Origin of the sequence: Streptomyces canarius (assembly GCF_014650735.1) — a bacterium.
In the GTDB taxonomy this organism is placed as follows: Bacteria; Actinomycetota; Actinomycetes; order Streptomycetales; family Streptomycetaceae; genus Streptomyces; species Streptomyces olivaceoviridis.
This window is the reverse complement of the sequence record NZ_BMVN01000017.1, coordinates 1-26,017: the sequence shown is the minus strand read 5'-3', so window position 1 is coordinate 26,017 and position 26,017 is coordinate 1. Positions and strand designations below refer to the sequence as shown.

Genomic DNA, 26,017 nt, shown 5'->3' with positions numbered 1-26,017 from the left:
CCCAATCGTGGCGATCGGGGGTACAGGCGAGGCGTTGGGGTGGCCGAAACCCGACCTTCGCGGGGCCCGGTCGGCGCCGGATCAGACCGGGAGCGTCCGCGGCTTGTAGCCGGGCCGCCCGGCCTCGTAGGCGGCGATCTCGTCCTCGTTGCGGAGGGTGATGGAAATGTCGTCCAGGCCGTTCAGCAGCCGCCAGCGGGAGTTCTCGTCCAGCTCGAAGGAGGCGGTGATGCCCCCGGCGCGCACCTCACGCGCCTCAAGGTCCACAGTGACCTCAAGCGTGGGGTCCGCTTCCGTGAGCTCCCACAGCGCGTCCACGATCTTCTGGTCCAGGACCACCGTGAGCAGGCCGTTCTTCAGCGAGTTGCCCCGGAAGATGTCGGCGAAGCGGGAGGAGATCACGGCCTTGAAGCCGTAGTTCTGCAACGCCCAGACGGCGTGCTCGCGGGAGGAGCCGGTGCCGAAGTCGGGGCCGGCGACCAGGACCGTGGCTCCCTGCCGCTCGGGGCGGTTGAGGATGAACTCGGGGTCCTTGCGCCAGGCCTCGAACAGCCCGTCCTCGAAGCCGTCCCGGGTGACCTTCTTGAGCCAGTGAGCAGGGATGATCTGGTCGGTGTCGACGTTGCTGCGGCGCAGCGGGACGGCCCGGCCGGTGTGGGTGGTGAAGGCTTCCATGATTCTCAGACTCCAGCGGGCGTGCGGTCGTCGGTCAGATCGGCCGGGGAGGCCAGGTGGCCCAGGACGGCGGTGGCCGCCGCGACCTGCGGCGACACCAGGTGGGTACGACCGCCCTTGCCCTGCCGGCCCTCGAAGTTGCGGTTGGAGGTGGAGGCGGAGCGCTCGCCCGGGGCCAGCTGGTCGGGGTTCATGCCGAGGCACATCGAGCAGCCCGCGTGCCGCCATTCGGCGCCGGCCTCCTTGAAGACCACGTCCAGGCCCTCGGAGACGGCCTGGAGCCCCACCCGCGCGGAGCCCGGGACGACCAGCATCCGTACGCCGTCGGCGACTTTGCGGCCCCGCAGGATGTCGGCGGCGGCGCGCAGGTCCTCGATGCGGCCGTTGGTGCAGGAGCCTACGAAGACGGTGTCCACGTCGATGGACCGCAGCGGCTGCCCGGCCTCCAACCCCATGTATTCCAGAGCCTTTTCGGCGGCCAGCCGCTCCGAAGCGTCTTCGTACGAAGCCGGGTCGGGGACGTGCGCCGAAAGCGGCGCGCCCTGGCCGGGGTTGGTGCCCCAGGTGACGAACGGCGACAGCTCGGCGGCGTCGATGACGACCTCGGCGTCGAAGACGGCGTCCTCGTCGGTCCGCAGCGTCTTCCAGTACGCGACCGCGGCGTCCCAGTCGGCGCCCTCGGGGGCGTGCGGGCGGCCCTTGAGGTACGCGAAGGTGGTCTCGTCGGGGGCGATCATGCCCGCGCGGGCGCCGGCCTCGATCGACATGTTGCAGATGGTCATCCGGGCCTCCATCGAGAGCTTCTCGATGGCGGAGCCGCGGTACTCCAGGATGTAGCCCTGGCCGCCGCCGGTGCCGATCCTCGCGATGATCGCCAGGATCAGGTCCTTGGCGGTGACGCCCTCGGGCAGCTCGCCGTCGACCGTGATCGCCATGGTCTTCGGGCGGGCCAGGGGCAGCGTCTGGGTGGCCAGCACGTGCTCGACCTGCGAGGTGCCGATGCCGAACGCCAGCGCGCCGAACGCGCCGTGCGTGGAGGTGTGGGAGTCGCCGCAGACGACGGTGGTGCCCGGCTGGGTCAGACCCAGCTGGGGGCCGACGACGTGGACGACGCCCTGCTCGACGTCGCCCAGCGGGTGCAGCCGCACCCCGAACTCGGCGCAGTTCTTGCGCAGGGTCTCCAGCTGGGCGCGGGAGACGGGGTCCGCGATGGGCTTGTCGATGTCGAGGGTCGGGGTGTTGTGGTCCTCGGTCGCGATGGTGAGGTCGAGGCGGCGCACCTGGCGGCCGTTCTTGCGGAGCCCGTCGAAGGCCTGCGGGCTGGTCACCTCGTGCAGCAGGTGCAGATCGATGTAGAGGAGGTCGGGCTCGCCCTCGGCGCGCCGGACGACGTGGTCGTCCCAGACCTTCTCCGCGAGTGTCCTACCCATCGCTTTCCCTCCGGCCGGCAAGCGTCCACCGACCCAACTAGAGATCTTGAGGAGCGGTGGCTGCCCGTCTCGGGCCCCTGAACGTCGTGATTCCGGGCGTCCACCGCCAGGCCCGTTGGTCTGCGGGCCGCTGTGTGATTCCAGGGTGGCGCGTTCCACGGAAAATTGAACTTGCGTTTCACAGAGTGAGACGCGAGTATCGTTGCATGGACAACAGTAGCGGCGTCGGCGTTCTGGACAAGGCGGCCCTCGTCCTGAGCGCTCTGGAGTCCGGTCCGGCCACCCTCGCGGGTCTGGTCGGCGCGACCGGACTGGCACGACCCACGGCCCACCGCCTGGCCGTGGCCCTGGAACACCACCGCATGGTGGCACGCGACATGCAGGGCCGATTCATCCTCGGCCCGCGCCTCGCGGAGCTGGCGGCCGCGGCGGGCGAGGACCGCCTGCTCGCGACGGCGGGCCCCGTGCTCACCCACCTCCGTGATGTCACCGGCGAGAGTGCTCAGCTCTACCGCCGCCAGGGGGACATGCGGATCTGTGTGGCCGCGGCGGAACGCCTGTCCGGCCTCAGGGACACGGTCCCGGTCGGCTCCACGCTCACGATGAAGGCCGGCTCCTCGGCGCAGATCCTGCTCGCCTGGGAGGAGCCCGAGCGCCTGCACCGCGGCCTCCAGGGCGCCCGCTTCACGGCGACGGCCCTGTCGGGTGTACGGCGGCGCGGCTGGGCCCAGTCCATCGGCGAGCGCGAGCCGGGCGTCGCGTCCGTCTCCGCGCCCGTGCGCGGCCCCTCCAACCGCGTGGTGGCCGCCGTCTCCGTCTCGGGCCCCATCGAGCGCCTGACCCGTCACCCGGGCCGCATGCACGCCCAGGCGGTCATCGACGCGGCGGGCCGCCTCTCGGAGGCCCTGCGCCGCTCGGGCTGAGAGCGGGAGAACCGCTCCGGCCGGGAAGGGGCCGCCTCAACGCCGCGGCAGCTTCTTCCCGACCGGAGCGGACCGCCCTCCCCCGCGGTGCCTAGCCGCCCGACCGGTAGGCGAACCGGTCCTTCGCGTAGCGCCCACGCCTCTCCAGCGGCACCTGCCCGTGCGCGGCGGCCAGCCCGAACGCCGGCATGTCGCCGTAGATCGCCTCGTACGACCCCTCCGGCACGACGTACGACTCGTGCCATATCCCGACCTGCCCGCGCAGCTTCCCGGTCCGCTCCTTGCGGTTGAGCCGCGCCCACGCCTCGTGGTGGAAGGCGTCGGGCGCGGTCGCGTAGGCGTACAGCCTCTCCTTGGACTCCCAGTACTGCACGACGTAGTACGTACGCGGGGACGCCGTCAGCAGCACCTTGGCGAGCAGCCCGCGCGCGGGGTCCTTCTCCAGTTCCCGCAGCATGCGCAGCATCGCGAGCATCACCGGCAGCCACAGGCGAACGGCCCGGAAGCGGTTGATGCGCATGCCGATCAACAGGACGACGACGTCGCCCTTCGCGTCGGCGGTCGTACGGGTCACCATGACATCCCCCTGGTCGGTGAGCGGCACTATCCAACGGCCGATGCTTGGATAGTGGCGGTATCCGAAGAGGAGCGCAAGACATGCGGCTCGCCGAGTTGAGCAGACGCAGCGGTGTGGCCACCGCGACGATCAAGTACTACCTGCGCGAAGGACTGTTGCCGCCGGGCCGCCAGGTCAACGCGACGACGGCCGAATACGACGACGAGCATCTGCGCCGGCTGCGGCTGGTCCGCGCGATGATCCAGGTAGGCGGCCTCCCGGTGGCCACGGTCCGGGAGGTGCTGCGGAACGTCGACGACGAATCCCTGGGCCGCACGATCCGACTGGGCGCGGCCCTGTGGGCCCTGCCGCAGGTGCCGGAGCCGGACGAGGACGACGAGTACGTCCGGGCCGCGCGCCGGGAGGCGGAGGCGCTGCTGGACCGGCTGGGCTGGTCGAACGCGAGGCTGCTGACGACGATCTCCCCCGCGTACCGCTCCCTGGTGGTGGCGGTGGCCGCGTTCCGCCGGCTGGGCTACGACTGGGACAGCGAACTGCTCGTCTCCTATGCCGAGTTGATGCACGAGACGGCCAGACTCGACCTGGACTTCGTGGAGACCCGTCCGTCGGAGGCGGAGAAGGTGGAGACGGCGGTGCTCGGCGCGGTGCTGACCGAGCCGATCCTTCAGGCCCTGCGCCGGCTGGCCCAGGAGGAGGAGTCCGCCCGGCGGTACGGCTTCGCGTAGCGCCCGGTACGACGAAGGCCCCCCACCGAAGTGTAGGGCCTTGCCCGTGCGTACCCCCGACCGGATTCGAACCGGCGCTACCGCCTTGAGAGGGCGGCGTGCTAGGCCGCTACACAACGGGGGCGTGGACTCTGCGTTTCCGCAGGTCCGAGCTGGTCTACCTGGACTCGAACCAAGACTAACTGAACCAGAATCAGTCGTGCTGCCAATTACACCATAGACCAATGATGGTTTAGACCAGTCAGTACCCCCGACCGGATTCGAACCGGCGCTACCGCCTTGAGAGGGCGGCGTGCTAGGCCGCTACACAACGGGGGCCCTAGCGATCCCGACGAGGTCGAGATCAGTACCCCCGACCGGATTCGAACCGGCGCTACTGCCTTGAGAGGGCAGCGTGCTAGGCCGCTACACAACGGGGGCTTTGCAGATAAGCTCTGCGAGCTGGCCTACCTGGACTCGAACCAAGACTAACTGAACCAGAATCAGTCGTGCTGCCAATTACACCATAGGCCACTGGAACTCAAGCCCCTACGGGGTTCTCGTTCTAGCTTGCTCCTCGGGGCTCCGGCCTTCCGGCCCGCTCCCCTCGGCGCAGGAAGAACATTACCCGAAGGTGGACGGGGCTCCAAAACGGGTATCCGCGCGGACGAGCGCCGGGAGTTCGGCAAGGGTCGAGATCCGGTGCGCCACGACCTCCCCGGCGGCCCGCGCATAGGCCGCCCCGCGGTCGATCCACACCGACAGCAACCCGGCCTCGGCGGCGCCCCGCCCGTCGATGTCGGGGTGGTCGCCGACGTACGCCACCTGGTGCGGGGGCAGTCCCAGCGCCTCGCAGGACGCCAGGAAGGCGCCCGGCTCCGGCTTGGAGACGCCCAGCTCGGCGGCGCACAGCACGGACTCGAAGCGGTGGAGCAGGCCGAGCGTGCGCAGCTTGTGCTCCTGGACGGCGATGCTGGAGTTGGACAGCACGGCGTGCCGGTGGCTGGCCGCGAGGGCCTCCAGGGCGGGCAGGACGTCCGGGAAGACGCTCCAGGCGGCCTCGTAGTGCCCGATGTACCGCCCGAACCAGTCGTCGGCCTCCGCGTCGGTCAGGTCCTTGTCCAGGAAGATCCGGACCCGGTCGCGCCGCTGGTCCTGGAAGGTGGTCTCGCCGGCCGCGTAGCGCGCCCACTGCCGCTCGGTGATCTCCCGCCACCGCACCAGCGCGGCCTCGGCACTGCCGTGGCCGGCGAGCAGCCCCTCCACCGCGAGATGGGCCCGCATGCCCTCCCGGTCGGCGGTCGTGTAGTCGAACAGGGTGTCGTCCACGTCCCAGACCACGGCTCTGATCGTCATACGCCCGACGGTACCGCCGGCACCGGCCGGGGCGCCGGGGAATCGGATCGTTGCCCGTCAGGCGCCGTCAGGCCTGGTCGGAGGCGGGGTCCGGGGCCACGAAGAAGTCCGTCAGGAAGCAGGTGACCTCACCCGACGCCGAACGGCCCGTCCAGGTGGGATAGCAGCCGTCACCCCAGCCGGAGGTGAACGCGGCCAGGGTGTGGCCGCCGTCCGTGGACCTGACCAGGAACGGCCCCGGCGACCAGTCGCTGCTCTCGAACGCGTCCCACAGCGGACCTTCCTCCTCCTGGGTCTCCGGGAACGCCTCCTCGGCCGAGGCGTCGTAGAAGCAGCCCGTGCCGGCGTCGACGCCGTACCCGAAGAACTCGTCGTCCTTGAGTTCGGCGGGGTCCTGGCCGGGGAGCAGGGCCAGTTCCCAGGTGACGGACGGCTCGTCGCGGATGACGAGGCGGGCGGCGGCCACGCGCAGGTGGGGCACGTCGGAGGGGGGCTCGCCGGGCCGGGTGAGGGTCGCGACGGCCGCTTCGACGCGGTAGCGGCCGGGGTCGACGGTGGCCGTGAAGGGCTCGATGTCACCGCTGCCGAGGTAGACGAACGGGTCGCTCGCGACGACCCGGCCGGTGGGGAGGTCCAGTTCACCGCCGTCGGCCACGTGGATCACACCCGTGGTCCCGGACTCGTAGCTGAACGTGCTGCCCGGGGTGAACAGCCAGGTGTAGTCCCGCGGACTCATCGGCATGACGGCGCCCTTCTCGATCGCGCTCGCTGTGCGAGCCGTGTGGGCCGAAACACTAGTGCGAGCCACGGACAGACATGCCCGAGGGGCGGCAGCCGTACGGCCACCGCCCCTCGGGAACGCGCGCGTCTACGCCGTCAGCCTGGCCAGCGCCGCGTCGACGCGGGCCAGGGTCTTCTCCTTGCCCAGGATCTGAAGGGACTCGAAGAGCGGCAGGCCGACGGTGCGGCCGGTGACGGCCACGCGGACCGGGGCCTGGGCCTTGCCGAGCTTGAGGCCGTGGGCCTCACCGGCGGCCAGGACGGCCTCCTTGAGGGACTCGGCCGAGGTCCAGTCCGCCGCCTGGAGCTTCTCGCGGGCCGTGCGCAGCAGGGCGTCGGAGCCCTCCTTCATCGCCTTGGTCCACGAGGCCTCGTCGAAGGCCGGCTCCGGCAGGAACAGGAAGTCGACGTTGTCGGTGATCTCCGACAGGACCTTCAGGCGGGTCTGGGCGTACGGGGCGATCGCCTGCCACTTGGCCTCGTCGAAGTCCTCCGGCGCCCAGGGCGCGAACGGCGCCCTCAGCCACGGGCGGCAGCGCTCGGTGAACTCCTTCACGTCCAGCATGCGGATGTGGTCGGCGTTGATCGCCTCGCACTTCTTCAGGTCGAAGCGCGCCGGGTTGGGGTTCACGTCGGCGATCTCGAAGGCCCGGACCATCTCCTCGATCGTGAAGATGTCCTGGTCCGCGGAGAGCGACCAGCCCAGCAGGGACAGGTAGTTGAGCAGGCCCTCGGGCAGGAAGCCCCGCTCGCGGTAGAGGTTGAGGGACGACTGCGGGTCGCGCTTGGACAGCTTCTTGTTGCCCTCGCCCATGACGTACGGCAGGTGGCCGAACCGCGGGATCTGCTGCGCGATGCCCAGCTCGATCAGCGCCTTGTACAGCGCGATCTGGCGCGGGGTGGAGGAGAGCAGGTCCTCGCCGCGCAGGACGTGGGTGATCTCCATCAGGGCGTCGTCCACCGGGTTCACCAGCGTGTACAGCGGGGCGCCGTTCGCGCGGACGATGCCGTAGTCGGGCACGTTCTCCGGCGTGAAGGTCAGCTCGCCGCGGACCAGGTCGGTGAAGGTGATGGTCTCGTCCGGCATGCGGAAGCGGACGATCGGGGTGCGGCCCTGCGCCTGGTACTCCTCGACCTGCTCGGCGGTCAGGTCGCGGCAGTGGCCGTCGTAGCCGGAGGGCCTGCCGGCGGCGCGGGCGGCCTCGCGGCGGGTGTCCAGCTCCTCCTGGGAGCAGTAGCAGTGGTAGGCGTGGCCGCCGTCGAGGAGCTTACGGGCGACGTCGGCGTAGACGTCCATGCGCTGCGACTGGCGGTACGGCGCGTGCGGGCCGCCGACCTCGGGGCCCTCGTCCCAGTCGAAGCCGAGCCAGCGCATCGCGTCGAGCAGCTGGTTGTACGACTCCTCGGAGTCGCGGGCCGCGTCGGTGTCCTCGATGCGGAAGACCAGGGTGCCCTGGTGGTGCCGGGCGAACGCCCAGTTGAACAGGGCGGTGCGGACCAGGCCCACGTGGGGGTTACCGGTGGGCGAGGGGCAGAAACGGACGCGTACGGAGCCGGGTGCGCTAGCCACGCTTGACAACCTTGTTGGTGAGAGTGCCGATGCCTTCGATGGTGACGGCGACCTCGTCGCCGACGCTGAGGGGGCCGACCCCCGCGGGGGTGCCGGTGAGGATCACGTCGCCGGGGAGCAGCGTCATGGCCTCGGAGATGTTGACGATCAGGTCCTCGATGGGGTGGATCATCTCGCTCGTGCGGCCGAGCTGGCGTTGTTCGCCGTTGACCGTGAGCTGGACGGTGAGGTCGTTCGCGGCGTCCACCGAGAGGTCGGTCTCCACCCAGGGGCCGAGCGGGCAGGAGGTGTCGAAGCCCTTGGCCCGGGCCCACTGCTTCTCGCGCTTCTGCACGTCGCGGGCGGTGACGTCGTTGGCGCAGGTGTACCCGAAGATCACGTCCTTGACGCGGTCGCGCGGGACCTCGCGGCACAGGCGGCCGATGACGACGGCCAGCTCGGCCTCGTGGTGCAGTTCCTGGGAGAACGAGGGGTACTGGATGTCGTCGCCGGGGCCGATCACGGAGGTGGACGGCTTGAAGAAGGCGAACGGCGCGTCGGGCACCTCGTTGCCCAGTTCGCGCGCGTGCTCGGCGTAGTTGCGGCCGAACGCCACGACCTTGTTGGGGAGCACCGGCGGGAGCAGCCTGACCTTGCTCAGCGGCACCTTCGTCCCGGACAGCTCGAAGTCCGCGAACGGGATGCCCTTGATGATGTCGAGGACGAGTTCGTCCTGCTTGTCGCCCTCGACCGCGCCGAAGGCTACGTTCCCGTCGATGGAGAACCTGGCGATGCGCACGGGATCCTTGCGCCCCTCACTGAGAACCGGCGTACTGACGCCTCAGGTTATCGGAGCTATGCGAAGTTGTTCGCTTCCGGGGGCATCGTCGCAGGTCAGGGGCGGGTCACCGGGGGCGGGCTCGGCCGGGGCCGCCCTGTGCCGCCGACCGCGGGGCCGGGGGAAACGCGAGCGCGGCCGGAAGGGACCGTCGTGGTCCTTCCGGCCGCGCCCGGCCGAGCCGTCGGTTACTCGCCGGCCGGGGCGCCCGCGCCGGCCGGGACCTCCATCAGGACGGTGCGCCGGGGGTTGGCCGTCTGGGCGGGGAGGTCGACGGAGTGCTCCGGCAGCTCGGGCGTGTGCAGTTCGCCGGCGTCCTTCAGGTGAGCCAGGGTCGTGCGCCGCGGGTTGGCGATCTTGTGGAACATCATCGTCGTCTTCACCGTTGTCGTCCTGTGCCCTCTGGTCGAGTGGTTGGCAGAGTCGTCCGTCTTGTAAAGCGTCAGGCTAAACATCCGATTCCCCGACGAAGGTGCCAACTGACCCCGAGTCGCGTGTGAGTTTGCTCACGAACTCACGGGCAAACCGGTCAATTCCGACCGGCAACTCGCCCCAGCGAAACGGACATTGACCCACTGAAGCCACCATTCCGCTCCTGATCATGGCGACTGGGACACAGGGCGACGCGCGGCGACTCGCATGGGTACGCCCGTTATGCCCAAGATCAGGTTCCACTGCTGGTAACCCGCCACTCACTGGCCGTCACGGAGGTCACAGCTCGGCCCACTGCCCTTGTTGGAGATCCTGCACTGTGCTGGAATTCCACGGACCGCCGCGGGATGGAACCGGCGCAGGGGGCGCGCACAGCGCCGAGCGGCGGCGAGACAGGGGGGAACCAGCGCCGGTCACTCAAGACCACCGGGGGGCGTATTCAGGGCGCTCTCCACAACGCCGACACCGTGTCCCTCCGTTCACGCGGAGGGGCGCCTGGTCCAGAGGTTGCGACGCTAGTGCAGGGACGTTTCAAGAGGGATGGCAGCGCTTCGGCGGAGCCGGAGCCGCACGGCGGGACTGGCCCCAAGGCCGTCAGCTCCTCGCCCCAGCACGCCCAGAACCCGGGACCGGGCCACGCCGCGGACGGCGGTGAGCGTGGCGGTCGTCCGGGCGCCTCGGCCGCGTCGGCCTCCGCGACCGCGGCGCCCTCGGGCGACCCCGCGCCCACGGTGAAGCACGTGCAGGGCCCGACCGGCACCGGTTCGCGGCTCGCCCTGCGCAACTGGCGCATCTCCACCCGTCTGGTGTCACTGCTCGCGCTGCCGGTGGTCGCGGCCACCTCGCTGGGCGCGCTGCGCATCGACCAGTCCATCGAGGACATCCAGCAGCTCGACAACATCAAGCTGCTGACGGAGATGACCAAGCAGGCCACCGAGCTGGCCCACGCGCTCCAGGAGGAGCGCGACCAGTCCGCCGGTCCCCTGGCGCACGGCGGCCTGAAGTCGAACGACTACCAGATCAAGGCCTACCAGCAGAAGACCGACCGGGCCCGCGAGAACTTCCTCGACGCCTCCGAGCAGATCGACGCGGCCAGCAAGGACGGCAATCTCCAGGGCGTCCGCGACGCGCTGGTCGGCCTCGCCAACCAGCTGGACGACCTCGCCAAGATCCGCAAGACCGCCTACTCGTCCAAGGACAACGCCACCCAGACGGTCGAGTCCTACCACCGGCTCATCTCCCAGCTGATCGGCCTCTCCCAGGACATGGCCGAGGCGTCCAGCAACCCGGAGATGATCTCGCGCACCCGCGCCCTGGCGGCCTTCTCCACCGCCAAGGAGTACGCCTCCGAGCAGCGCGCGATGATCGCCGCCGCGCTGCCCGCGACCACCAGCACCAAGGGCGACCTCTCCGAGAACGACCGCCTCTACGGCCAGTCGGCGTACGAGAGCGAGGGCTCCGAGCTGGCGATCTTCCGGAAGCTCTACGCCAGCCAGAACGCCGAGGAACTGCTCAAGCCGATCGACGAGGGAAACCCGACGATCGAGTCCGCCGACACCTACGCCAAGCGCTCCTTCGAGTCCCCGGACGGCCTCCAGCAGCTCCCGGCGCGGTCGTACAAGGACTGGGTGGACGACAGCTCGACCAAGATCGAGCAGATGAAGAAGATCGAGCGCACGCTCCTGGAGGAGATGGAGCAGAAGGCGCGCGAGCTGAAGAGCGCGACCCAGCGTGACGCGATCATCTCCGGTGCGCTGATCCTGCTCGTGCTCGGTGTCTCGCTGGTCGGCGCGTTCGTCGTCGCCCGGTCCATGATCCGCTCGCTGCGCCGGCTCCAGGAGACCGCGACCAAGGTCGCCCAGGACCGTCTGCCCGAGCTGGTCAAGCAGCTGTCGGAGTCGGACCCGCAGGACGTCGACACCTCCGTCCAGTCGGTCGGTGTGCACTCCCGGGACGAGATCGGCCAGGTGGCCGCGGCCTTCGACGACGTGCACCGCGAGGCGGTCCGCCTCGCCGCCGAGCAGGCCCTGCTGCGGGGCAACGTCAACGCGATGTTCACCAACCTCTCGCGCCGCTCCCAGGGTCTGATCCAGCGCCAGCTCTCGCTCATCTCCGAACTGGAGTCCCGCGAGGCCGACCCGGACCAGCTCTCCTCGCTCTTCAAGCTCGACCACCTCGCGACGCGTATGCGCCGTAACGGTGAGAACCTCCTCGTCCTCGCGGGTGAGGAGCCCGGCCGTCGCTGGACCCGCCCGGTCCCGCTGGTCGACGTGCTCCGCGCCGCCGCGTCCGAGGTGGAGCAGTACGAGCGCATCGAGCTGGCCGCCGTACCCACCACCGAGGTGGCCGGCCGGGTCGTCAACGACCTCGTGCACCTGCTCGCCGAGCTGCTGGAGAACGCGACCTCGTTCTCCTCGCCGCAGACCAAGGTCAAGGTCACCGGTCACGCGCTGCCCGACGGCCGCGTCCTGATCGAGATCCACGACACCGGTATCGGCCTCTCCCCCGAGGACCTCGCGGCGATCAACGAGCGGCTCGCCTCGCCGCCCACCGTGGACGTCTCCGTCTCCCGCCGCATGGGTCTGTTCGTGGTCGGCCGGCTGTCCCAGCGGCACGGCATCCGCATCCAGCTCCGCCCGTCCGACTCCGGTGGTACGACCGCGCTGGTCATGCTGCCCGTGGACGTCGCCCAGGGTGGCAAGAAGCCCGCTCCGGGCAAGCCCGGTGCCCCCATGTCCACCGGTGGTCCCGCCGCCGCGCAGGCCGCCGCCGGTGCGGCAGCGGCCCGGCGGCAGACCGCCGGCAACGGCGGCGCCCCGGGCGGTGGCGGTCTGCTCGGTTCCGGTCCGGGCCCGCGTGGCCAGGGCGGCCGTCCCGGTGCGCCGGGCGCCCGCGGTCCCCAGGGCGGCCGGCCGGCTCCGGCCGGTGCCGGTGCGGGCGGCTTCGGCGGTCAGGCGCCGGGCGCCCCGCAGGGCTTGCAGGCCGCGAACCCGGGCGGGCCGCAGCAGGACGCCTTCGGCGGTCGCGGCCGGAAGCGGTCCGGCGGCGCCCCCGACCAGGGCCGCCGGCCCCAGCTCCCGCCGCGCGGCGGCCCGCGCGCCGAACTGCCCGGCGGTGACCCGCAGTCCCGCACGCCGGACTGGAGCGACGCCCAGGCCCCGCTGTCGCGTGCCTCGCTGGACACCCCGCGCGGCCACGACGAGCAGGACCCGGCGCAGACCGCGCACATGCCGCGCGTGGACGACCGGCAGGGTCCGGGCTCGACCGCGGAGATGCCGCGGATCGACGCCCAGGGACCGGCCGCGACCGGCGAGTTCCCGCGCGCCGAGCTGAACGGCGGCTCGCACACCGGGCAGTTCGCCCGTCCGGACCTCCCCCAGCAGAGCAGCCCGTTCGGGCGTCCGGAAGGCGCCCAGGACACGGGCCAGTTCGCGCGTCCCGACGACCTCCAGCAGACCGGCCAGTTCGCGCGTCCCGACGACCTCCAGCAGACCGGCCAGTTCGCGCGTCCCGAGAACCCCCAGGACACGGACCGGTTCGGGCTCCCCGACGACGGCCGGCAGCAGGGCCGTTTCGACGGCGGCGACCAGCAGGGCACCGGCTCGTTCGTCCGCTCCGACGTGTTCGGCACGCCGGCGCCCGGACAACGGGACAACGGCCCTCAGCACACGGGCCAGTTCCCGGCCCAGCAGGCCCCGCAGGGGTACGACGGCGGCTACGAGGGCGGCTACGACGGCAGCTCCACCGGGCAGCACGCGCTGCCCGGCCGCCAGAACCCCGGTCACACCGGGCAGTTCGAGCGCCCGCAGCCGGCCCGTGCCGACTTCGGCGCCCCCGTCCGCCGGCCCCGCAGCAGCGTCCGCTCCACCAGGAGCCCGGCAACCGGGGCGCCGCCCAGGCGCCGGGTGACGGATGGGCCCTGCCGCCGGCCAGCGGCCCGGGTGACGGCCGTACCCCGCTGTACGACACGCTGGAGACCAACTGGTTCCACGGTCAGCAGCAGGAGGACGCGCCCGCGCAGCGGCAGCAGCCCCAGGCGCCCGCTCCGCAGCGCCCCGCGCCCGCCGGCAACAACGGCAGCGCCAACGGTTCCTGGCGTACCTCGCCGAACGACGAACTCGTCCGGCAGGCCGAGCGCGTCCGTCAGCCCGCGGCCGGCGGGATCACCACCTCCGGCCTGCCGCGCCGCGTGCCCCGGGCGAACCTCGTGCCGGGCACGGCACAGCAGCAACAGCACCAAAGCGGTCCGCAGGTCTCGCGCGCGCCTGACGACGTGCGCGGACGGCTGACCAATCTCCGTCGGGGCATCGCTCAGGGCCGTCAGGCCGGCAGCGGCCAGACCGGCAGCTTCCCGAGCCCCACTCACCAGCAGGAGCGTTAGTTGAGTCCGATGAGCCAGGCGGCACAGAACCTGAACTGGTTGATCACCAACTTCGTGGACAACACCCCTGGGGTGTCCCACACCGTGGTGGTCTCCGCCGACGGCCTTCTGCTGGCGATGTCCGAAGGCTTTCCCCGCGACCGCGCGGACCAGCTCGCGGCCGTCGCGTCCGGTCTGACCTCGCTGACGGCCGGGGCGTCCCGGATCTTCGAGGGCGGCACCGTGGCGCAGACGGTCGTCGAGATGGAACGCGGGTTCCTGTTCCTGATGTCCATCTCCGACGGGTCGTCGCTCGCGGTCCTTGCCCATCCCGAGGCGGACATCGGTCTCGTCGGCTACGAGATGGCACTGCTCGTCGACCGCGCAGGGGCGGTACTCACCCCGGACCTGCGCGCCGAACTCCAGGGAAGTCTGCTTCACTGACCGCCCTTGGCACCACCCACCTCACGAAAACACCGTCCGGCCGCCACAATCCCCCCACCGGCCCCTTCAGACGGCTTGACTGACCGACTTGCTGTCCCGCCCGGAGGATTCATGACCCCGCCCACCGCCCATCATGATCCGTACGCGGAGCCGTACGGGGATGAGGGCGACCAGCCGCTGGTGAGGCCGTACGCCATGACCGGCGGCCGGACCAGGCCTCGCTACCAGCTCGCCATCGAGGCGCTGATCAGCACCACGGCCGACCCGGCAGCGCTCATGGGGCTGCTCCCGGAGCACCAGCGCATCTGCCACCTGTGCCGTGAGGTCAAGTCGGTCGCGGAGGTCTCCGCGCTGCTGGCCATGCCGCTCGGTGTGGCCCGGATCCTGGTGGCCGACCTCGCCGAGGCCGGCCTGGTCGCCATCCACCAGCCTGGTGGCGACGAGAACAACGGTGGCGCTCCGGACGTGACGCTGCTCGAAAGGGTGCTCAGTGGACTTCGCAAGCTCTGACGGGGGCCGGGCCACCACCTCCGCGAAGATCGTGGTGGCGGGCGGCTTCGGCGTGGGCAAGACCACGTTCGTCGGCGCCGTCTCGGAGATCAACCCGCTGCGCACAGAGGCCGTCATGACGTCCGCTTCGGCCGGCATCGACGACCTCACCCACACCGGGGACAAGACCACCACCACGGTGGCCATGGACTTCGGCCGCATCACCCTGGACCAGGACCTGATCCTGTACCTGTTCGGCACCCCCGGCCAGGACCGCTTCTGGTTCATGTGGGACGACCTGGTCCGCGGCGCCATCGGCGCCGTCGTCCTCGTCGACACCCGGCGTCTGGCCGACTGCTTCCCCGCGGTCGACTACTTCGAGAACTCGGGCCTGCCCTTCGTCATCGCCCTCAACGGCTTCGACGGCCAGCAGCCCTACACCCCGGACGAAGTGCGCGAAGCCCTCCAGATCGGCCCCGACACCCCGATCATCACGACGGACGCCCGCCACCGCGCGGACGCCAAGAGCGCGCTGATCACCCTGGTGGAACACGCCCTGATGGCACGGCTGAAGTAGCACTCAAGTACGACGGTCCGTACGGCAGTTGCCGTACGGGGTTCGGAGCCGGCTGTGGCCTTTGACACGGTCGGCTCCGGTGTTCATAACAGTTCGGCAGAGGAATCGCCCCGGCATCACCACGCGACGCGGTCGTGTGGTGCCGCTGTGCGCACGAACGCCCCGCCTTTTGGCGGGGCTCGCTCTTTATGACCGTTTTATCTGGCGCTTACAACCGCCCCATCACCAGGTTTCCACTGTTTGGAAGTGCACTGGTCCCCGTGCTGGAATGCCTGAACTGCCCAATGGTCAATGACGTACTGAGTACGTACCGAGTACGCACTGGTGGTCGATGGCGAACCGGGCTCTGAGAGACTGCGGCACGACGTAGGTGCCGACCGCCGAGAGGTTGTTGGTCGAGTGAGGCGAAGCAAGAACGGTCCCGAGCCGTCGGCGCGGGGCAACTTCACCCCGCCGCCGCGCGCTGCGGCGCCCGCCCCCGTTCCCGCTGCGGAACCTGCGGCCACTCCCGCGCCCAGCGGCGGTCGTCTCTCCCCTCGCAACTGGCGGGTGCCGACCCGGCTGAACGCGATCCTGCTCATACCCGTGGCCGTCGGCCTCGTCATGGGCGGCTTCCAGGTGAAGAGCTCGATCGACACCTGGCAGCAGGCCCGCGACGCCGAGAGCACCGCCCGTCTCGTGCGCGCCGCCCTCACCTACGCCGACGCGCTGGAGAGCGAGCGCGACGTCACCGCCGCACCGCTGCTGCTGAACAAGAAGGACGCCGGCAGCAAGGCGGTCGTCGACAACGCCCGCAAGGCCACGGACCAGGCCGCCGACGCCTTCGACGAGGCGACGAAGAGCATGCCCGCCACGTCGGGTCTGCAACGCCGGCTGAAGCTGTTCCGCGAGGCCGAGCCCAAGCTGGCGCAGCTGCGGCAGGTCGCCTTCACCTCCAAGGTGACCGGCGTACAGACCGAAGAGGGCTACGTCGAGGTCAGCCACCCCCTGATGGAGTTCGCCAACGAACTCGGTCTGGGCACCGGAAACATCACCTCCTACGGCCGTACCGTCTACGCCATCTCGCTGACCAAGGCGGCGCTGTCGCTGGAGCGGTCGATCGGCACCCACCTGCTGGTCAAGCCCGGCCCGGACGCCCCGAACCTCGCGACCCAGCGGGTCTCCCTGTCCTCGTACGCCTACCTGGAGCGCATCGCCCGGGAGGAGTACCTCGGCGGTGGCACCGAGGCCGACGCGCAGAAGCTGAGCGACGCGGAACAGAAGATCAAGACGGACGCCGCCGCCATGGTCCAGAAGGCCAAGGCGAGCAACCCGCAGTACGTCGCCCCGCCCTCCGACCCGACCCGGATCGTCACCGCGGTCGCCACCATGAAGGACACCAGCACCGCCACCCGCGACGAGCTGGCCGCGGGCGGCATCACCGCCGACAACTGGTGGGCGGTCAACACGCTGAAGTACAAGGCCTACCGCCAGATCGAGTCGGACATGGCCGACAAGGCGGTGAACGAGGCCTCGTCCATCGCCGGTGACGCCAGGACCTCGGCGTTCATCACCGGTGCCGTGGTCGTCGTCGCCCTGCTGGCCGCGTTCCTCCTCGCCGGCCTGGTGGCCCGCCAGATGAGCCGCTCGATGCGCCAGCTGCGCAACGCCGCCTTCGGTATCGCCGAGCAGCGGCTGCCGATGCTGGTCGACCAGCTCTCCCGCACCGACCCCGGCCGGGTCGACACCCGGGTCCCGCCGATCCCGATCACCACCAAGGACGAGATCGGCGAGGTCGCCCGCGCCTTCGACCAGGTCCACCGCGAGGCGGTCCGGCTCGCCTCCGAGCAGGCCCTGCTGCGGGGCAACATCAACGCGATCTTCACCAACCTCTCGCGCCGCAACCAGTCGCTGATCGAGGGCCAGCTCACCCTGATCACCGACCTGGAGAACAACGAGGCCGACCCGGACCAGCTGGAGAACCTCTTCAAGCTGGACCACCTGGCCACCCGTATGCGCCGCAACGGCGAGAACCTCCTGGTCCTCGCCGGCGAGGAGCCCGGCCGCCGCTGGGACCAGCCCGTGCCGCTCATCGACGTGCTGCGCGCCGCCTCCTCCGAGGTGGAGCAGTACGAGCGCATCGAACTGTCGGGCGTGCCGGAGGCCGAGATCCACGGCCGCGCGGTCACCGACCTCGTGCACCTGCTGGCCGAGCTGCTGGAGAACGCCACCACGTTCTCCTCCCCGCAGACCAAGGTCCGCGTCACGGCGACCCGTCTGCCCGACGGCCGCGTGATGATCGAGATCCACGACAAGGGCATCGGCCTGACCGCCGAGGACTTCGCGGACATCAACCACAAGTTGGCCAACCCGCCGACCGTGGACGCCGCGATCTCGCAGCGCATGGGCCTGTTCGTGGTCGGCCGGCTGTCCGACCGGCACGGCATCCGGGTCCAGCTGCGCCCCTCGGGCGAGCAGGCCGGCACGACGTCCCTGGTCATGCTGCCGGACGCGATCACGCACGGCGGTGGCGGCGAGTCCCCGCTGGACCGCGAGGAGTTCACCGTCTCGCAGATCATCCCGGAGCAGCAGTTCCAGGGTGAGAACTTCGGCCACCAGCAGCCGATGCGCACCGCCGCCGAACTGGGCTTCGACGACAGCCAGTTCCCGCAGGTCCCCGACGACATCCGCGACCTGGACCCCGTCGGCCGCTCGCTGATGCGCGAGGAGCGCCGCGCCGCCCTGGAGGCCCAGAACCACGGCCAGCAGCCCGCCGAGCCGCGGCAGGAGGCCGCCGAGGCCCCCGCCGGGTACACGGACCCGTTCACCGGGCAGCACCAGGCGTACCAGGAACAGCAGCAGCAGACGTACGAGGCTCCGGCGTACCAGGAGCAGCCGCAGCAGACGTACGAGGAGCAGCAGCAGCCGCAGCACGCGTCGTACGAGCAGCAGTACGAGCAGCGCTACGACGAGCAGTACTACGCGCCGAGCGGCGAAGCGCCGCAGCACGACGGCTTCTCCGCGGGCGGTGGCTACCCGGAGCCCGCGTCCGCGTATCCGGAGCCTGCCCCGACCTCGTCCTACCAGGACGACTGGCCCCAGCAGGACGGCTACCAGAACGGCTATCCGGCCCAGTACGCTCCGGAAACGGAATCCTCGCAGGCCGCTGACGCGAGTGAGCGGAACCGCGTAGGCTTCGACCGTCCGGGAACGGCATCTCCCGCCGCGCACGCGCTGACCGACGCCGGGCTGCCCCGCCGCGGGGGTCCCGCGAGCGGCTCCCACGGCGCCGACGCCGGCTCCGCGAACGGCACGGCCCGCGTGCAGCAGGAAGCGCCGGCTCCCGCACCGGGGAACGCTCCGGGGACGGGCGGCCAGAGCGACTGGCGTTCGGCGAACGACGAGCGGTGGCAGCAGGCCGCGCAGCTCCGGAAGCCCAAGGCAGGCGGGGTCACCGCCTCGGGCCTGCCTCGGCGGGTGCCCAAGGCCAATCTGGTCGAGGGTTCCGCCGAAACCACCCCCCAGGGAGGCCCACAGGTCTCCCGCGCCCCGGAGGACGTCCGGGGCAGGCTGAGCAACCTGCGCCGGGGCGTCCAGCGCGGACGCAGCGCAGGCAGTGAAACGAACGGCCAGGGCTTCGGTCCTGACAGCACCTACAACCAGGAGCGTTAGTGTGAGCCCGATGAGCCAGGCGGCACAGAACCTGAACTGGTTGATCACCAACTTCGTGGACAACACCCCGGGGGTGTCCCACACGGTGGTGGTCTCCGCCGACGGACTCCTTCTGGCGATGTCCGAAGGCTTTCCCCGCGACCGCGCCGACCAGCTCGCGGCCGTCGCCTCCGGTCTGACGTCTCTGACGGCAGGCGCCTCCCGGATCTTCGAGGGAGGCAGCGTGAATCAGACGGTTGTGGAGATGGAGCGGGGATTCCTCTTCATCATGTCCATCTCCGACGGTTCCTCGCTCGCGGTCCTGGCCCACCCGGAGGCGGACATCGGCCTCATCGGGTACGAGATGGCCCTTCTGGTGGACCGCGCGGGCACGGTCCTTACCCCGGATCTCCGTGCGGAACTCCAGGGAAGCCTTCTCAACTGATAATCGGACGGTGCGTATTCACGTCCCGGGGCCGTAAGGTTTCGGGACGCGGTTCCCCAGGGACGGGTGCCCGGCACAGTCGGAGGAGGAGAAAGTGGCAACACCCCCAGGCAGTTCGTCTTCGGGCAACTGGTCGTACGGCCCTGCCCAGGGCCAGGGCGACGGCTCGGCGAACCCGTACAACTTCCCCTCCGCTCCCAGCCACCAGCAGCCGTACGCCCCGCAGGGTCCGGGCCCGTCGCCGTACGACCAGCCTCCGGCGCCGCGCATCCAGCCGGTCCAGCCGCAGCGCCGCCCCGAGCCGGCACCGGCCTCGGCGTCCAACAACCCCTTGGTGCGTCCGTACGCCATGACCGGCGGCCGGACCCGCCCGCGCTACCAGCTCGCCATCGAGGCGCTGGTGCACACCACCGCAGCTCCGCACCAGATGCAGGGCCAGTTGCCCGAGCATCAGCGGATCTGCAACCTGTGCCGGGAGATCAAGTCGGTGGCCGAGATCTCGGCCCTGCTGACGATCCCCCTCGGCGTGGCCAGGATTCTCGTCGCCGACTTGGCGGAGGCGGGCCTGGTCGCCATCCATCAGCCCGGCGGCGACGAGAACGCCGGCGGCCAGCCAGACGTGACACTGCTCGAAAGGGTGCTCAGTGGACTTCGCAAGCTCTAGCGGCGGTCCTTCCCGCTCCACCACCTCCGCGAAGATCGTGGTGGCGGGCGGCTTCGGCGTGGGCAAGACCACGTTCGTCGGCGCCGTCTCGGAGATCAACCCGCTGCGCACAGAGGCCGTCATGACGTCCGCTTCGGCCGGCATCGACGACCTCACCCACACCGGGGACAAGACCACCACCACGGTGGCCATGGACTTCGGCCGCATCACCCTGGACCAGGACCTGATCCTGTACCTGTTCGGCACCCCCGGCCAGGACCGCTTCTGGTTCATGTGGGACGACCTGGTCCGCGGCGCCATCGGCGCCGTCGTCCTCGTCGACACCCGGCGTCTGGCCGACTGCTTCCCCGCGGTCGACTACTTCGAGAACTCGGGCCTGCCCTTCGTCATCGCCCTCAACGGCTTCGACGGCCAGCAGCCCTACACCCCGGACGAAGTGCGCGAAGCCCTCCAGATCGGCCCCGACACCCCGATCATCACGACGGACGCCCGCCACCGCGCGGACGCCAAGAGCGCGCTGATCACCCTGGTGGAACACGCCCTGATGGCACGCCTGCGCTAGCGGTTCTCCGCGAGGGGCCCTCTCCGTTCCGTTCCGGAGGGGGCCCCTTTGCCGTACCCCGTGAGCCGTACGGCGGCCCCCCGCGACCGGGAGCCCGAACACGCCGCAGCCCCGCTCTCCCTCGGGGAGGAGCGGGGCTGCGGTCGCGTGCGGAAGGCTCAGTGCCAGCTGTGCGGGGCCCGGAAGCCGGGCTCGCGCTCCAGGCGGCGCCAGCCTGCCTTCGGGCGGGCGCGGTGGGTCGCCGAGGGCTCGGGGCGGGCGGCGGCGCGGGCCAGGAGGATCGCCGTGATGGCGGCGACTTCCTCGGGCTCGGCGTGGCCCTTCTCGACGCGGATGTCAGGAGTGCTCATGGGTGTCAGTCTCCCTGAGAGAGGTGTCCGCCGGGTTACTGCGGAGGGTTGCCGTGCTTGCGGGAGGGCAGGTCGGCGTGCTTGGTGTGCAGCATCGCCAGGGACTTGATCAGCACCTCGCGGGTCTCGGCGGGGTCGATGACGTCGTCGACCAGGCCCCGCTCGGCCGCGTAGTAGGGGTGCATCAGCTCGGACTTGTACTCCTTGACCATCCGCGCGCGCATGGCCTCGGGGTCCTGGGCCTCGGCGATCTGCCGGCGGAAGATGACGTTGGCCGCGCCCTCCGCGCCCATCACGGCGATCTCGTTCGTCGGCCACGCGTAGGTGAGGTCGGCACCGATCGACTGGGAGTCCATGACGATGTAGGCACCTCCGTACGCCTTGCGCAGGATCAGCGAGATCCTCGGCACGGTCGCGTTGCAGTAGGCGTACAGCAGCTTCGCGCCGTGGCGGATGATCCCGCCGTGCTCCTGGTCGACACCGGGGAGGAACCCGGGGACGTCCAGGAACGTGACGATCGGGATATTGAAAGCGTCACACATCTGGACAAAGCGCGCAGCTTTTTCGCTCGCCTCGATGTCCAGCACGCCCGCCAGGACCTGCGGCTGGTTCGCGATGATGCCGACCACCTGGCCGTCCAGGCGGGCGAGGGCGCAGATGATGTTGCGCGCCCAGCGCTCGTGGACCTCCAGGTACTCGCCGTCGTCGACGATCTCCTCGATGACCTTGGTCATGTCGTAGGGCCGGTTGCCGTCGGCCGGGACCAGGTCCAGCAGCACGTCGCCGCGGCGGTCCGCAGGGTCCGCGGAGTCGACCCGCGGCGGGTTCTCACGGTTGTTCTGCGGGAGGAGCGACAGGAGATAGCGCACCTCGGCGATGCACGTCTCCTCGTCGTCGTACGCGAAGTGGCAGACACCGCTCGTCTCGGCGTGGACGTCCGCGCCGCCCAGGCCGTTCTGGGTGATCTCCTCGCCCGTGACGGCCTTGACCACGTCGGGGCCCGTGATGAACATCTGGGACGTGTCGCGGACCATGAAGACGAAGTCCGTCAGCGCCGGGGAGTACGCCGCGCCGCCCGCGCACGGGCCGAGCATCACGGAGATCTGCGGGATGACACCGCTCGCCTTGGTGTTGCGCTGGAAGATGCCGCCGTAGCCGGCGAGGGCGGAGACGCCCTCCTGGATGCGGGCGCCGGCGCCGTCGTTGAGCGACACCAGCGGAGCGCCGGCCGCGATGGCCATGTCCATGATCTTGTGGATCTTGGTGGCGTGGGCCTCGCCGAGGGCGCCGCCGAAGATCCGGAAGTCGTGGGCGTAGACGAAGACCGTACGGCCCTCCACCGTGCCCCAGCCGGTGATGACACCGTCGGTGTACGGCTTCTTGGCCTCCAGGCCGAAGCCGCTCGCCCGGTGCCGGCGCAGCTGCTCGACCTCCTGGAAGGACCCCGGGTCGAGGAGCAGCTCGATCCGCTCCCGCGCCGTCAGCTTGCCCTTGGCGTGCTGCGCCTCGGTCGCCTTCTCGCTCGGGCCCGCCAGGGCCCGGGCACGGATCTCGTGCAGTTCGGCGACCCGTCCGCGTGCGTCCGTCGGCTCACCGGTCGGCTCACCCGTCGTCTCTTCCAAAACGGTCATGTAGCGACCTTACGAAGGACCCGAAGAAAAGCGAGCCGTCGACTCCGTACAGTCTCCGACCCGTTTTCCTGGTGCCAGTGAACAGAACCGGGGCGGCATGCAGGCATTCCGACTGCTCAGAAGGGCGTCCCGTTGTAGGGAGACCACAAAGCCGTCAGCGGAGAGTCAGCTCACATTCGTGGGTGGCACATGCCATCCCCGGAGTGACACGGAGCCTCAGACGGCGGTCGGCCGAAAGGACCTCGACGCTGTCGTCGGCCCGGGTCACCGCGCGCACCGGACGGTTCCAGACCAGCTCCAGCGGGGCTCCGGTGCGGGGCGGCTCGCTCACACGGAGAGTGGCCGTCCGCCCCCGGCGTACGACGAGCACGCTCGCGCCGGCCGAGACGGTCAGGTCCCCCACCGTACCGGCCCGCCAGAAGTTCCACGCCATCAGGCCCAGCCGGGGGACGGCGACGGCCTGGTGACCGGCGTCGTTGGCGAGGACGGACAGCCAGTGCCGGTCGGCGGCCCGGACGGCGGTCTCGGCGCGGGAGGCGCCGGGCAGCAGGACGTAGGCGTAGCGGGCGGCCTCGGGGTCGGTGCCGTGGTCGAGCCAGAGGGTCTGCCACCGCCGGGTGCGCCGTTCGTCCGTGCTGGTGGTGTTGATGTCGGACCAGGCGCCGGTGCGGTCCTCGCGCAGGGTGCGCAGGTCGCCGCCGTACGGCAGGATCCAGCCGCCGTGCTCCTCCAGGTGGGCCCAGTTCCGCCCGCGTACGAGGCTCTGGGTGCCGTTCTCGCCCAGGTTGCGGCTGTCCACGACCGTCTCCACCGGGACGCCGTCGGCGCAGGAGATCCCGGCGCCGAGGCAGACCACGGCGTCGTCGAGGAAGAACCAGGACTTGTGGGCCTGGAGGGTGGAGCCGAGGCCCTTGAGGTGCTGGCCGACCGCCGCGTACGTACCGTCGGTGGTCCCGCCGACCCAGCGGACGTCCGGCTTGGGGGCGCCCCACTCGCCGCCGGCCCGGTCGGGGAGCCGCTTCGTGGACACGGTGGTGCCGGGCAGCCGGTACCAGTCGACGGTGGGCCAGTACCAGTCGGTGTACTGGTCGCTGAGGCCCCGGGGCCACCAGGAGAGCATGCCGGACCCGGTGTGCCAGCCGCGCGGGTTCTCGCCGTTGCCGCACTCGTAGTGGGCGATGCGGTCGCTGGCCATGGCGAGGGCGGCGGTGAAGCGGGGCGTGCGGTGGACGGCACGGTCCATGGCCGGGAAGAGGCGGTGGCCGAGGGGTTCCGGGGCGGCGGGCGCGGGCGAGGCGGCGATGGCGTGCAGCCGTGCCAGATCGGCGACCCCGAACTGACGTGACGTCAGCATCGGTACCACGGTGTCCCGTTCGATCCAGCCCTTGATCCGGCCGTGCCACCGCTCCCGCTCGGCCGGGCTCGCGCCGCCCGCGAGGAGGGCGATGGCGGCGATGAGGGCCTGCCCGTGGTAGTGGTCGCCGCGCAGCACGTGCTGGTCGTCACTGCGCAGGTAACCCCGGCTGATGGCACGCCCGTTGACGCAGTCCATCACCAGCCCGTCGTGGATCAGCGGCGCGAAGGCGTGCTCCACGCTGTCCAGGACGTGCCGCCGGGCGGGGTCGGTGACCTCCCACTCGGAGCCCGCGAGCAGCGCGAACAGCCGCCCGAGCCCGTCGAGCAGGACCTGGCCGTACGTACCGGAGTAGGCGACCCAGGTGTGCTGGACGAAGGAGCCGTCGGCGTAGAGGCCGTCGCCCCGCGTCACGTACGGGAAGACGGGCGAGAGGGCGTCACGGGCCAGGGAGATCTTCTCCGGACTCCGGCCGAGGATGCCGCGCAGGGCGACCGAGCGGCACAGGTCGACGCGGTTGGCTCCGGTGGAGGTGCCCGAGTAGTCGGTGAGCATGGTGTCCGGGACGAAGTGGTCGACGGCCGCGCAGGCCGCCGCCACCCGGGCGGGGCCGGCCTGCTCGTACAGGGCGGCCGTGATGTCCGTCAGCAGCCGGGGGCTGCCGATCTGCCACTCCCACCAGTTGCCGTAGCGGGTGGTGGCGGGGCTGTAGACGGTGGCGGAGAGGTGGTCGAGCCCGCGCAGTACGTCGGCGAGGAGGCCGGGATCGCCGGTGGAACCGGTGCCGGCCTGGACGTACGCCTGGGCCATGGTCCACAGGCGGCCGTAGCTGAAGGTGATCCCGGAGGGCGGGTCGAAGGGGTGTCCGGGCCAGAGCGAGCCGGGCCCGGGGACCATCCCGGCCTGGAACTCCCGCGCCTGGTGCCCGAGTTGGGCGAGCCGGGAGGCGTACGGCTCGGCGGCCGGGTCGTACCCCGCGCCGAGGGCGATGCCGAGCCAGCGGCGGCGCAGCACGTCGTACGGGTCGTCGGCCGCCCGCGCGCCCGGCGCCGGGACGGCGGCGAGGGCGGCGGCCAGCAGCAGCGCGCGTCGGGTCATGCGCATGGGCCCGGTCACCGCCCTCTCTCCTCGGCTCCCGGCTCAGCAGCCGCCGCAGTTGTAGTAGAGGACGTCCCAGTGGTTGCCCTCGTCGGCATAGATGTTGCCGGAGCCGGACTGGTACTGCGGGGCGCCGTCGCCGCGCAGGCCGATGTAACTGAAGTTGTTCTTGATGTACGACGTCACGCACGTGTTCTTGCCGTAGTCGAGCTTGTAGCCGTTCCAGTGCGAATAGGTGCCGGAGGCGTGGCCGGTCTCGGTGCCGCCGGTGATGTTGAGCGCGCAGCCGCTGGCCCGCTTGAGGGTCTGGGCGCCCTGGGCGGTGGCGAGGTTGAGCTGCTCGAAGGAGGTACAGGTGGAGTTGTTGCGGTCGGAGCAGTTGCCCGAAGACGACCAGGTGATGCCGACGTCGCGGAACATCTGGGTGGCGGTCGCGTGGCTGATCTTGGTGACGGCGAAGGCGTCGGTGGCGGTGCCGAGGACGGCGACGCCGGGGGCGACGACGAGGGCGAGCGCGGTGAGCAGCGAGCGGGTCTTGAGCGGTTTCATGGGGACCTTTCCTGCGGTGGGCCGTGCGTCCTGTGGGTCGGCTGTGCAGGTGGTGCAGGCAGATGGTGCCCGAGCGGTCGGCCGGTGCGCCAGAGGGCAGAATCGATTACTCGGCGCACTCACGCAAACACGCTGCGGATGATGTTGAAATCCGAACCGAATGGGTCTATGGTCTGAGTCGCAGGTTGGTTTAACGTTCAACAAGAACCACAAGGAGCACGTCATGGGAATCTTCAGCCGCAAGGACACCACCCCCGCCCCCGCCGCGCAGGCCGCCGCCGGCCCCGACCTGACCGCGCTGACCGGCGACTACACGATCGACCCGTCCCACAGCACGATCGGCTTCGTCGCCCGGCACGCCATGGTCACCAACGTCAAGGGCGGCTTCCAGGACTTCACCGGCACCCTCCACCTCGACGGCGCCGACCCCACCAAGTCCACCGCCACGCTCGACGTCCAGATGGCCAGCATCGAGACCGGCAACACCGACCGCGACGGCCACCTGAAGTCGTCCGACTTCTTCAAGATCGACGAGCACCCGGTCATGACGTTCCGCTCCACCAAGGCCGAGTCCCTGGGCGGCGACGACTACCGCATCAC

Annotated in this window: 22 protein-coding genes, 5 tRNA genes and 1 pseudogene; 11 read left to right on the top strand and 17 right to left on the bottom strand. The window is 70.6% G+C overall.

Going from position 1 to position 26,017, the window contains the following annotated elements; translation table 11 throughout:
- Nucleotides 1-81: 81 nt before the first annotated feature.
- The gene (leuD, locus tag IE294_RS23615; protein ID WP_189889243.1) at nucleotides 82-675 is read right to left on the bottom strand and encodes a 3-isopropylmalate dehydratase small subunit; all 594 of its coding nucleotides are present in this window, start codon (nucleotides 673-675) and stop codon (nucleotides 82-84) included.
- A gap of 5 nt (nucleotides 676-680) precedes the next feature.
- Nucleotides 681-2,105 (bottom strand): 3-isopropylmalate dehydratase large subunit, encoded by a 1,425-nt coding sequence (gene leuC / locus IE294_RS23610; RefSeq protein ID WP_189889241.1) that lies wholly within the window; start codon nucleotides 2,103-2,105, stop codon nucleotides 681-683.
- 206 nt (nucleotides 2,106-2,311) lie between these two features.
- Here leuC and ndgR point away from each other — a divergent pair, with 206 nt between their 5' ends.
- Complete coding sequence (gene ndgR / locus IE294_RS23605) at nucleotides 2,312-3,028, top strand: IclR family transcriptional regulator NdgR (RefSeq protein WP_014675221.1); 717 nt, start codon at nucleotides 2,312-2,314, stop codon at nucleotides 3,026-3,028.
- A gap of 91 nt (nucleotides 3,029-3,119) precedes the next feature.
- On the opposite strand, the gene IE294_RS23600 is transcribed toward ndgR, so the two are convergent.
- Nucleotides 3,120-3,605 carry a DUF4188 domain-containing protein gene (locus IE294_RS23600; RefSeq protein WP_189889239.1) on the bottom strand — a complete coding sequence of 162 codons (486 nt, stop codon included), beginning with the start codon at nucleotides 3,603-3,605 and terminating at the stop codon, nucleotides 3,120-3,122.
- 80 nt (nucleotides 3,606-3,685) lie between these two features.
- On the opposite strand from IE294_RS23600, the gene IE294_RS23595 reads away from it, so the two are divergent.
- Nucleotides 3,686-4,330 (top strand): MerR family transcriptional regulator, encoded by a 645-nt coding sequence (locus tag IE294_RS23595; RefSeq protein ID WP_189889237.1) that lies wholly within the window; start codon nucleotides 3,686-3,688, stop codon nucleotides 4,328-4,330.
- Between the two features lie 51 nt (nucleotides 4,331-4,381).
- Here the strand turns inward: IE294_RS23595 and IE294_RS23590 are convergent.
- From IE294_RS23590 to IE294_RS23545, 10 genes are all read right to left on the bottom strand, one after another.
- Nucleotides 4,382-4,454: transfer RNA gene (locus IE294_RS23590), tRNA-Glu, on the bottom strand.
- A 28-nt stretch (nucleotides 4,455-4,482) separates the two neighbouring features.
- Nucleotides 4,483-4,554, bottom strand: a tRNA-Gln gene (locus IE294_RS23585).
- 21 nt (nucleotides 4,555-4,575) lie between these two features.
- Nucleotides 4,576-4,648: transfer RNA gene (locus tag IE294_RS23580), tRNA-Glu, on the bottom strand.
- Between the two features lie 29 nt (nucleotides 4,649-4,677).
- A tRNA-Glu gene (locus IE294_RS23575) sits at nucleotides 4,678-4,750 on the bottom strand.
- A 21-nt stretch (nucleotides 4,751-4,771) separates the two neighbouring features.
- Nucleotides 4,772-4,843: transfer RNA gene (locus IE294_RS23570), tRNA-Gln, on the bottom strand.
- A gap of 90 nt (nucleotides 4,844-4,933) precedes the next feature.
- A complete protein-coding gene (locus IE294_RS23565) occupies nucleotides 4,934-5,665 on the bottom strand; it encodes an HAD family hydrolase (RefSeq protein ID WP_189889235.1) in 732 nt (243 codons plus the stop codon).
- 67 nt (nucleotides 5,666-5,732) lie between these two features.
- Nucleotides 5,733-6,407 carry a DUF4241 domain-containing protein gene (locus IE294_RS23560; RefSeq protein ID WP_189889233.1) on the bottom strand — a complete coding sequence of 225 codons (675 nt, stop codon included), beginning with the start codon at nucleotides 6,405-6,407 and terminating at the stop codon, nucleotides 5,733-5,735.
- 126 nt (nucleotides 6,408-6,533) lie between these two features.
- Nucleotides 6,534-8,015, bottom strand: coding sequence for a glutamate--tRNA ligase (gene gltX, locus IE294_RS23555; protein ID WP_189889232.1), 1,482 nt, complete (start codon nucleotides 8,013-8,015; stop codon nucleotides 6,534-6,536).
- Nucleotides 8,008-8,793: a fumarylacetoacetate hydrolase family protein gene (locus IE294_RS23550; protein ID WP_189889229.1), complete on the bottom strand. Its 786-nt coding sequence runs from the start codon at nucleotides 8,791-8,793 to the stop codon at nucleotides 8,008-8,010. Before IE294_RS23550 ends, gltX begins: the two co-directional genes overlap by 8 nt.
- A gap of 227 nt (nucleotides 8,794-9,020) precedes the next feature.
- Nucleotides 9,021-9,215: a hypothetical protein gene (locus tag IE294_RS23545; RefSeq protein ID WP_189818656.1), complete on the bottom strand. Its 195-nt coding sequence runs from the start codon at nucleotides 9,213-9,215 to the stop codon at nucleotides 9,021-9,023.
- A 567-nt stretch (nucleotides 9,216-9,782) separates the two neighbouring features.
- Between IE294_RS23545 and IE294_RS23540 the strand changes: the two are divergent.
- The 8 genes and pseudogenes from IE294_RS23540 (at nucleotide 9,783) to IE294_RS23505 (ending at nucleotide 20,435) form a co-directional block, all read left to right on the top strand.
- Nucleotides 9,783-13,645, top strand: a pseudogene (locus IE294_RS23540) (sensor histidine kinase).
- A 9-nt stretch (nucleotides 13,646-13,654) separates the two neighbouring features.
- The gene (locus IE294_RS23535; RefSeq protein ID WP_014675212.1) at nucleotides 13,655-14,068 is read left to right on the top strand and encodes a roadblock/LC7 domain-containing protein; all 414 of its coding nucleotides are present in this window, start codon (nucleotides 13,655-13,657) and stop codon (nucleotides 14,066-14,068) included.
- Nucleotides 14,069-14,179: 111 nt separating this feature from the next.
- A complete protein-coding gene (locus IE294_RS23530) occupies nucleotides 14,180-14,578 on the top strand; it encodes a DUF742 domain-containing protein (protein ID WP_009190816.1) in 399 nt (132 codons plus the stop codon).
- A complete protein-coding gene (locus tag IE294_RS23525; RefSeq protein ID WP_014675211.1) occupies nucleotides 14,559-15,134 on the top strand; it encodes a GTP-binding protein in 576 nt (191 codons plus the stop codon). Before IE294_RS23530 ends, IE294_RS23525 begins: the two co-directional genes overlap by 20 nt.
- Before the next feature lie 399 nt (nucleotides 15,135-15,533).
- Nucleotides 15,534-18,785, top strand: a complete 3,252-nt coding sequence (locus IE294_RS23520; RefSeq protein WP_189889227.1) for a nitrate- and nitrite sensing domain-containing protein — start codon at nucleotides 15,534-15,536, stop codon at nucleotides 18,783-18,785.
- A gap of 10 nt (nucleotides 18,786-18,795) precedes the next feature.
- Nucleotides 18,796-19,209 carry a roadblock/LC7 domain-containing protein gene (locus tag IE294_RS23515; RefSeq protein ID WP_004983065.1) on the top strand — a complete coding sequence of 138 codons (414 nt, stop codon included), beginning with the start codon at nucleotides 18,796-18,798 and terminating at the stop codon, nucleotides 19,207-19,209.
- A 94-nt stretch (nucleotides 19,210-19,303) separates the two neighbouring features.
- The gene (locus tag IE294_RS23510; protein ID WP_189889225.1) at nucleotides 19,304-19,873 is read left to right on the top strand and encodes a DUF742 domain-containing protein; all 570 of its coding nucleotides are present in this window, start codon (nucleotides 19,304-19,306) and stop codon (nucleotides 19,871-19,873) included.
- Nucleotides 19,854-20,435, top strand: coding sequence for a GTP-binding protein (locus IE294_RS23505; protein ID WP_055515381.1), 582 nt, complete (start codon nucleotides 19,854-19,856; stop codon nucleotides 20,433-20,435). The genes IE294_RS23510 and IE294_RS23505 overlap by 20 nt, the downstream gene beginning before the upstream one ends.
- A gap of 158 nt (nucleotides 20,436-20,593) precedes the next feature.
- Here IE294_RS23505 and IE294_RS23500 read toward each other — a convergent pair whose 3' ends face one another.
- The 4 genes from IE294_RS23500 to IE294_RS23485 all read right to left on the bottom strand — a co-directional run bounded on the left by IE294_RS23500 (nucleotide 20,594) and on the right by IE294_RS23485 (nucleotide 25,417).
- Nucleotides 20,594-20,785, bottom strand: coding sequence for an acyl-CoA carboxylase subunit epsilon (locus tag IE294_RS23500; RefSeq protein ID WP_014675206.1), 192 nt, complete (start codon nucleotides 20,783-20,785; stop codon nucleotides 20,594-20,596).
- Nucleotides 20,786-20,820: 35 nt separating this feature from the next.
- Complete coding sequence (locus IE294_RS23495) at nucleotides 20,821-22,416, bottom strand: acyl-CoA carboxylase subunit beta (RefSeq protein WP_189889223.1); 1,596 nt, start codon at nucleotides 22,414-22,416, stop codon at nucleotides 20,821-20,823.
- A 154-nt stretch (nucleotides 22,417-22,570) separates the two neighbouring features.
- The gene (locus IE294_RS23490) at nucleotides 22,571-24,874 is read right to left on the bottom strand and encodes a polysaccharide lyase 8 family protein (protein ID WP_189889445.1); all 2,304 of its coding nucleotides are present in this window, start codon (nucleotides 24,872-24,874) and stop codon (nucleotides 22,571-22,573) included.
- A gap of 36 nt (nucleotides 24,875-24,910) precedes the next feature.
- Nucleotides 24,911-25,417, bottom strand: a complete 507-nt coding sequence (locus IE294_RS23485; protein WP_189889221.1) for a hypothetical protein — start codon at nucleotides 25,415-25,417, stop codon at nucleotides 24,911-24,913.
- 223 nt (nucleotides 25,418-25,640) lie between these two features.
- On the opposite strand from IE294_RS23485, the gene IE294_RS23480 reads away from it, so the two are divergent.
- A partial coding sequence (locus tag IE294_RS23480; RefSeq protein ID WP_189889219.1) for a YceI family protein occupies nucleotides 25,641-26,017 on the top strand: 377 nt, incomplete at its 3' end.

Bases quoted from the DNA above. Each gene is read 5' to 3' on its own strand.
- leuD (WP_189889243.1), bottom strand. From the start codon at position 675: ATGGAAGCCTTCACCACCCACACCGGCCGGGCCGTCCCGCTGCGCCGC.
- leuC (WP_189889241.1), bottom strand. From the start codon at position 2,105: ATGGGTAGGACACTCGCGGAGAAGGTCTGGGACGACCACGTCGTCCGG.
- ndgR (WP_014675221.1), top strand. From the start codon at position 2,312: ATGGACAACAGTAGCGGCGTCGGCGTTCTGGACAAGGCGGCCCTCGTC.
- IE294_RS23600 (WP_189889239.1), bottom strand. From the start codon at position 3,605: ATGGTGACCCGTACGACCGCCGACGCGAAGGGCGACGTCGTCGTCCTG.
- IE294_RS23595 (WP_189889237.1), top strand. From the start codon at position 3,686: ATGCGGCTCGCCGAGTTGAGCAGACGCAGCGGTGTGGCCACCGCGACG.
- IE294_RS23565 (WP_189889235.1), bottom strand. From the start codon at position 5,665: ATGACGATCAGAGCCGTGGTCTGGGACGTGGACGACACCCTGTTCGAC.
- IE294_RS23560 (WP_189889233.1), bottom strand. From the start codon at position 6,407: ATGCCGATGAGTCCGCGGGACTACACCTGGCTGTTCACCCCGGGCAGC.
- IE294_RS23535 (WP_014675212.1), top strand. From the start codon at position 13,655: ATGAGCCAGGCGGCACAGAACCTGAACTGGTTGATCACCAACTTCGTG.
- IE294_RS23530 (WP_009190816.1), top strand. From the start codon at position 14,180: ATGACCCCGCCCACCGCCCATCATGATCCGTACGCGGAGCCGTACGGG.
- IE294_RS23515 (WP_004983065.1), top strand. From the start codon at position 18,796: ATGAGCCAGGCGGCACAGAACCTGAACTGGTTGATCACCAACTTCGTG.
- IE294_RS23500 (WP_014675206.1), bottom strand. From the start codon at position 20,785: ATGAGCACTCCTGACATCCGCGTCGAGAAGGGCCACGCCGAGCCCGAG.
- IE294_RS23495 (WP_189889223.1), bottom strand. From the start codon at position 22,416: ATGACCGTTTTGGAAGAGACGACGGGTGAGCCGACCGGTGAGCCGACG.
- IE294_RS23490 (WP_189889445.1), bottom strand. From the start codon at position 24,874: ATGCGCATGACCCGACGCGCGCTGCTGCTGGCCGCCGCCCTCGCCGCC.
- IE294_RS23485 (WP_189889221.1), bottom strand. From the start codon at position 25,417: ATGAAACCGCTCAAGACCCGCTCGCTGCTCACCGCGCTCGCCCTCGTC.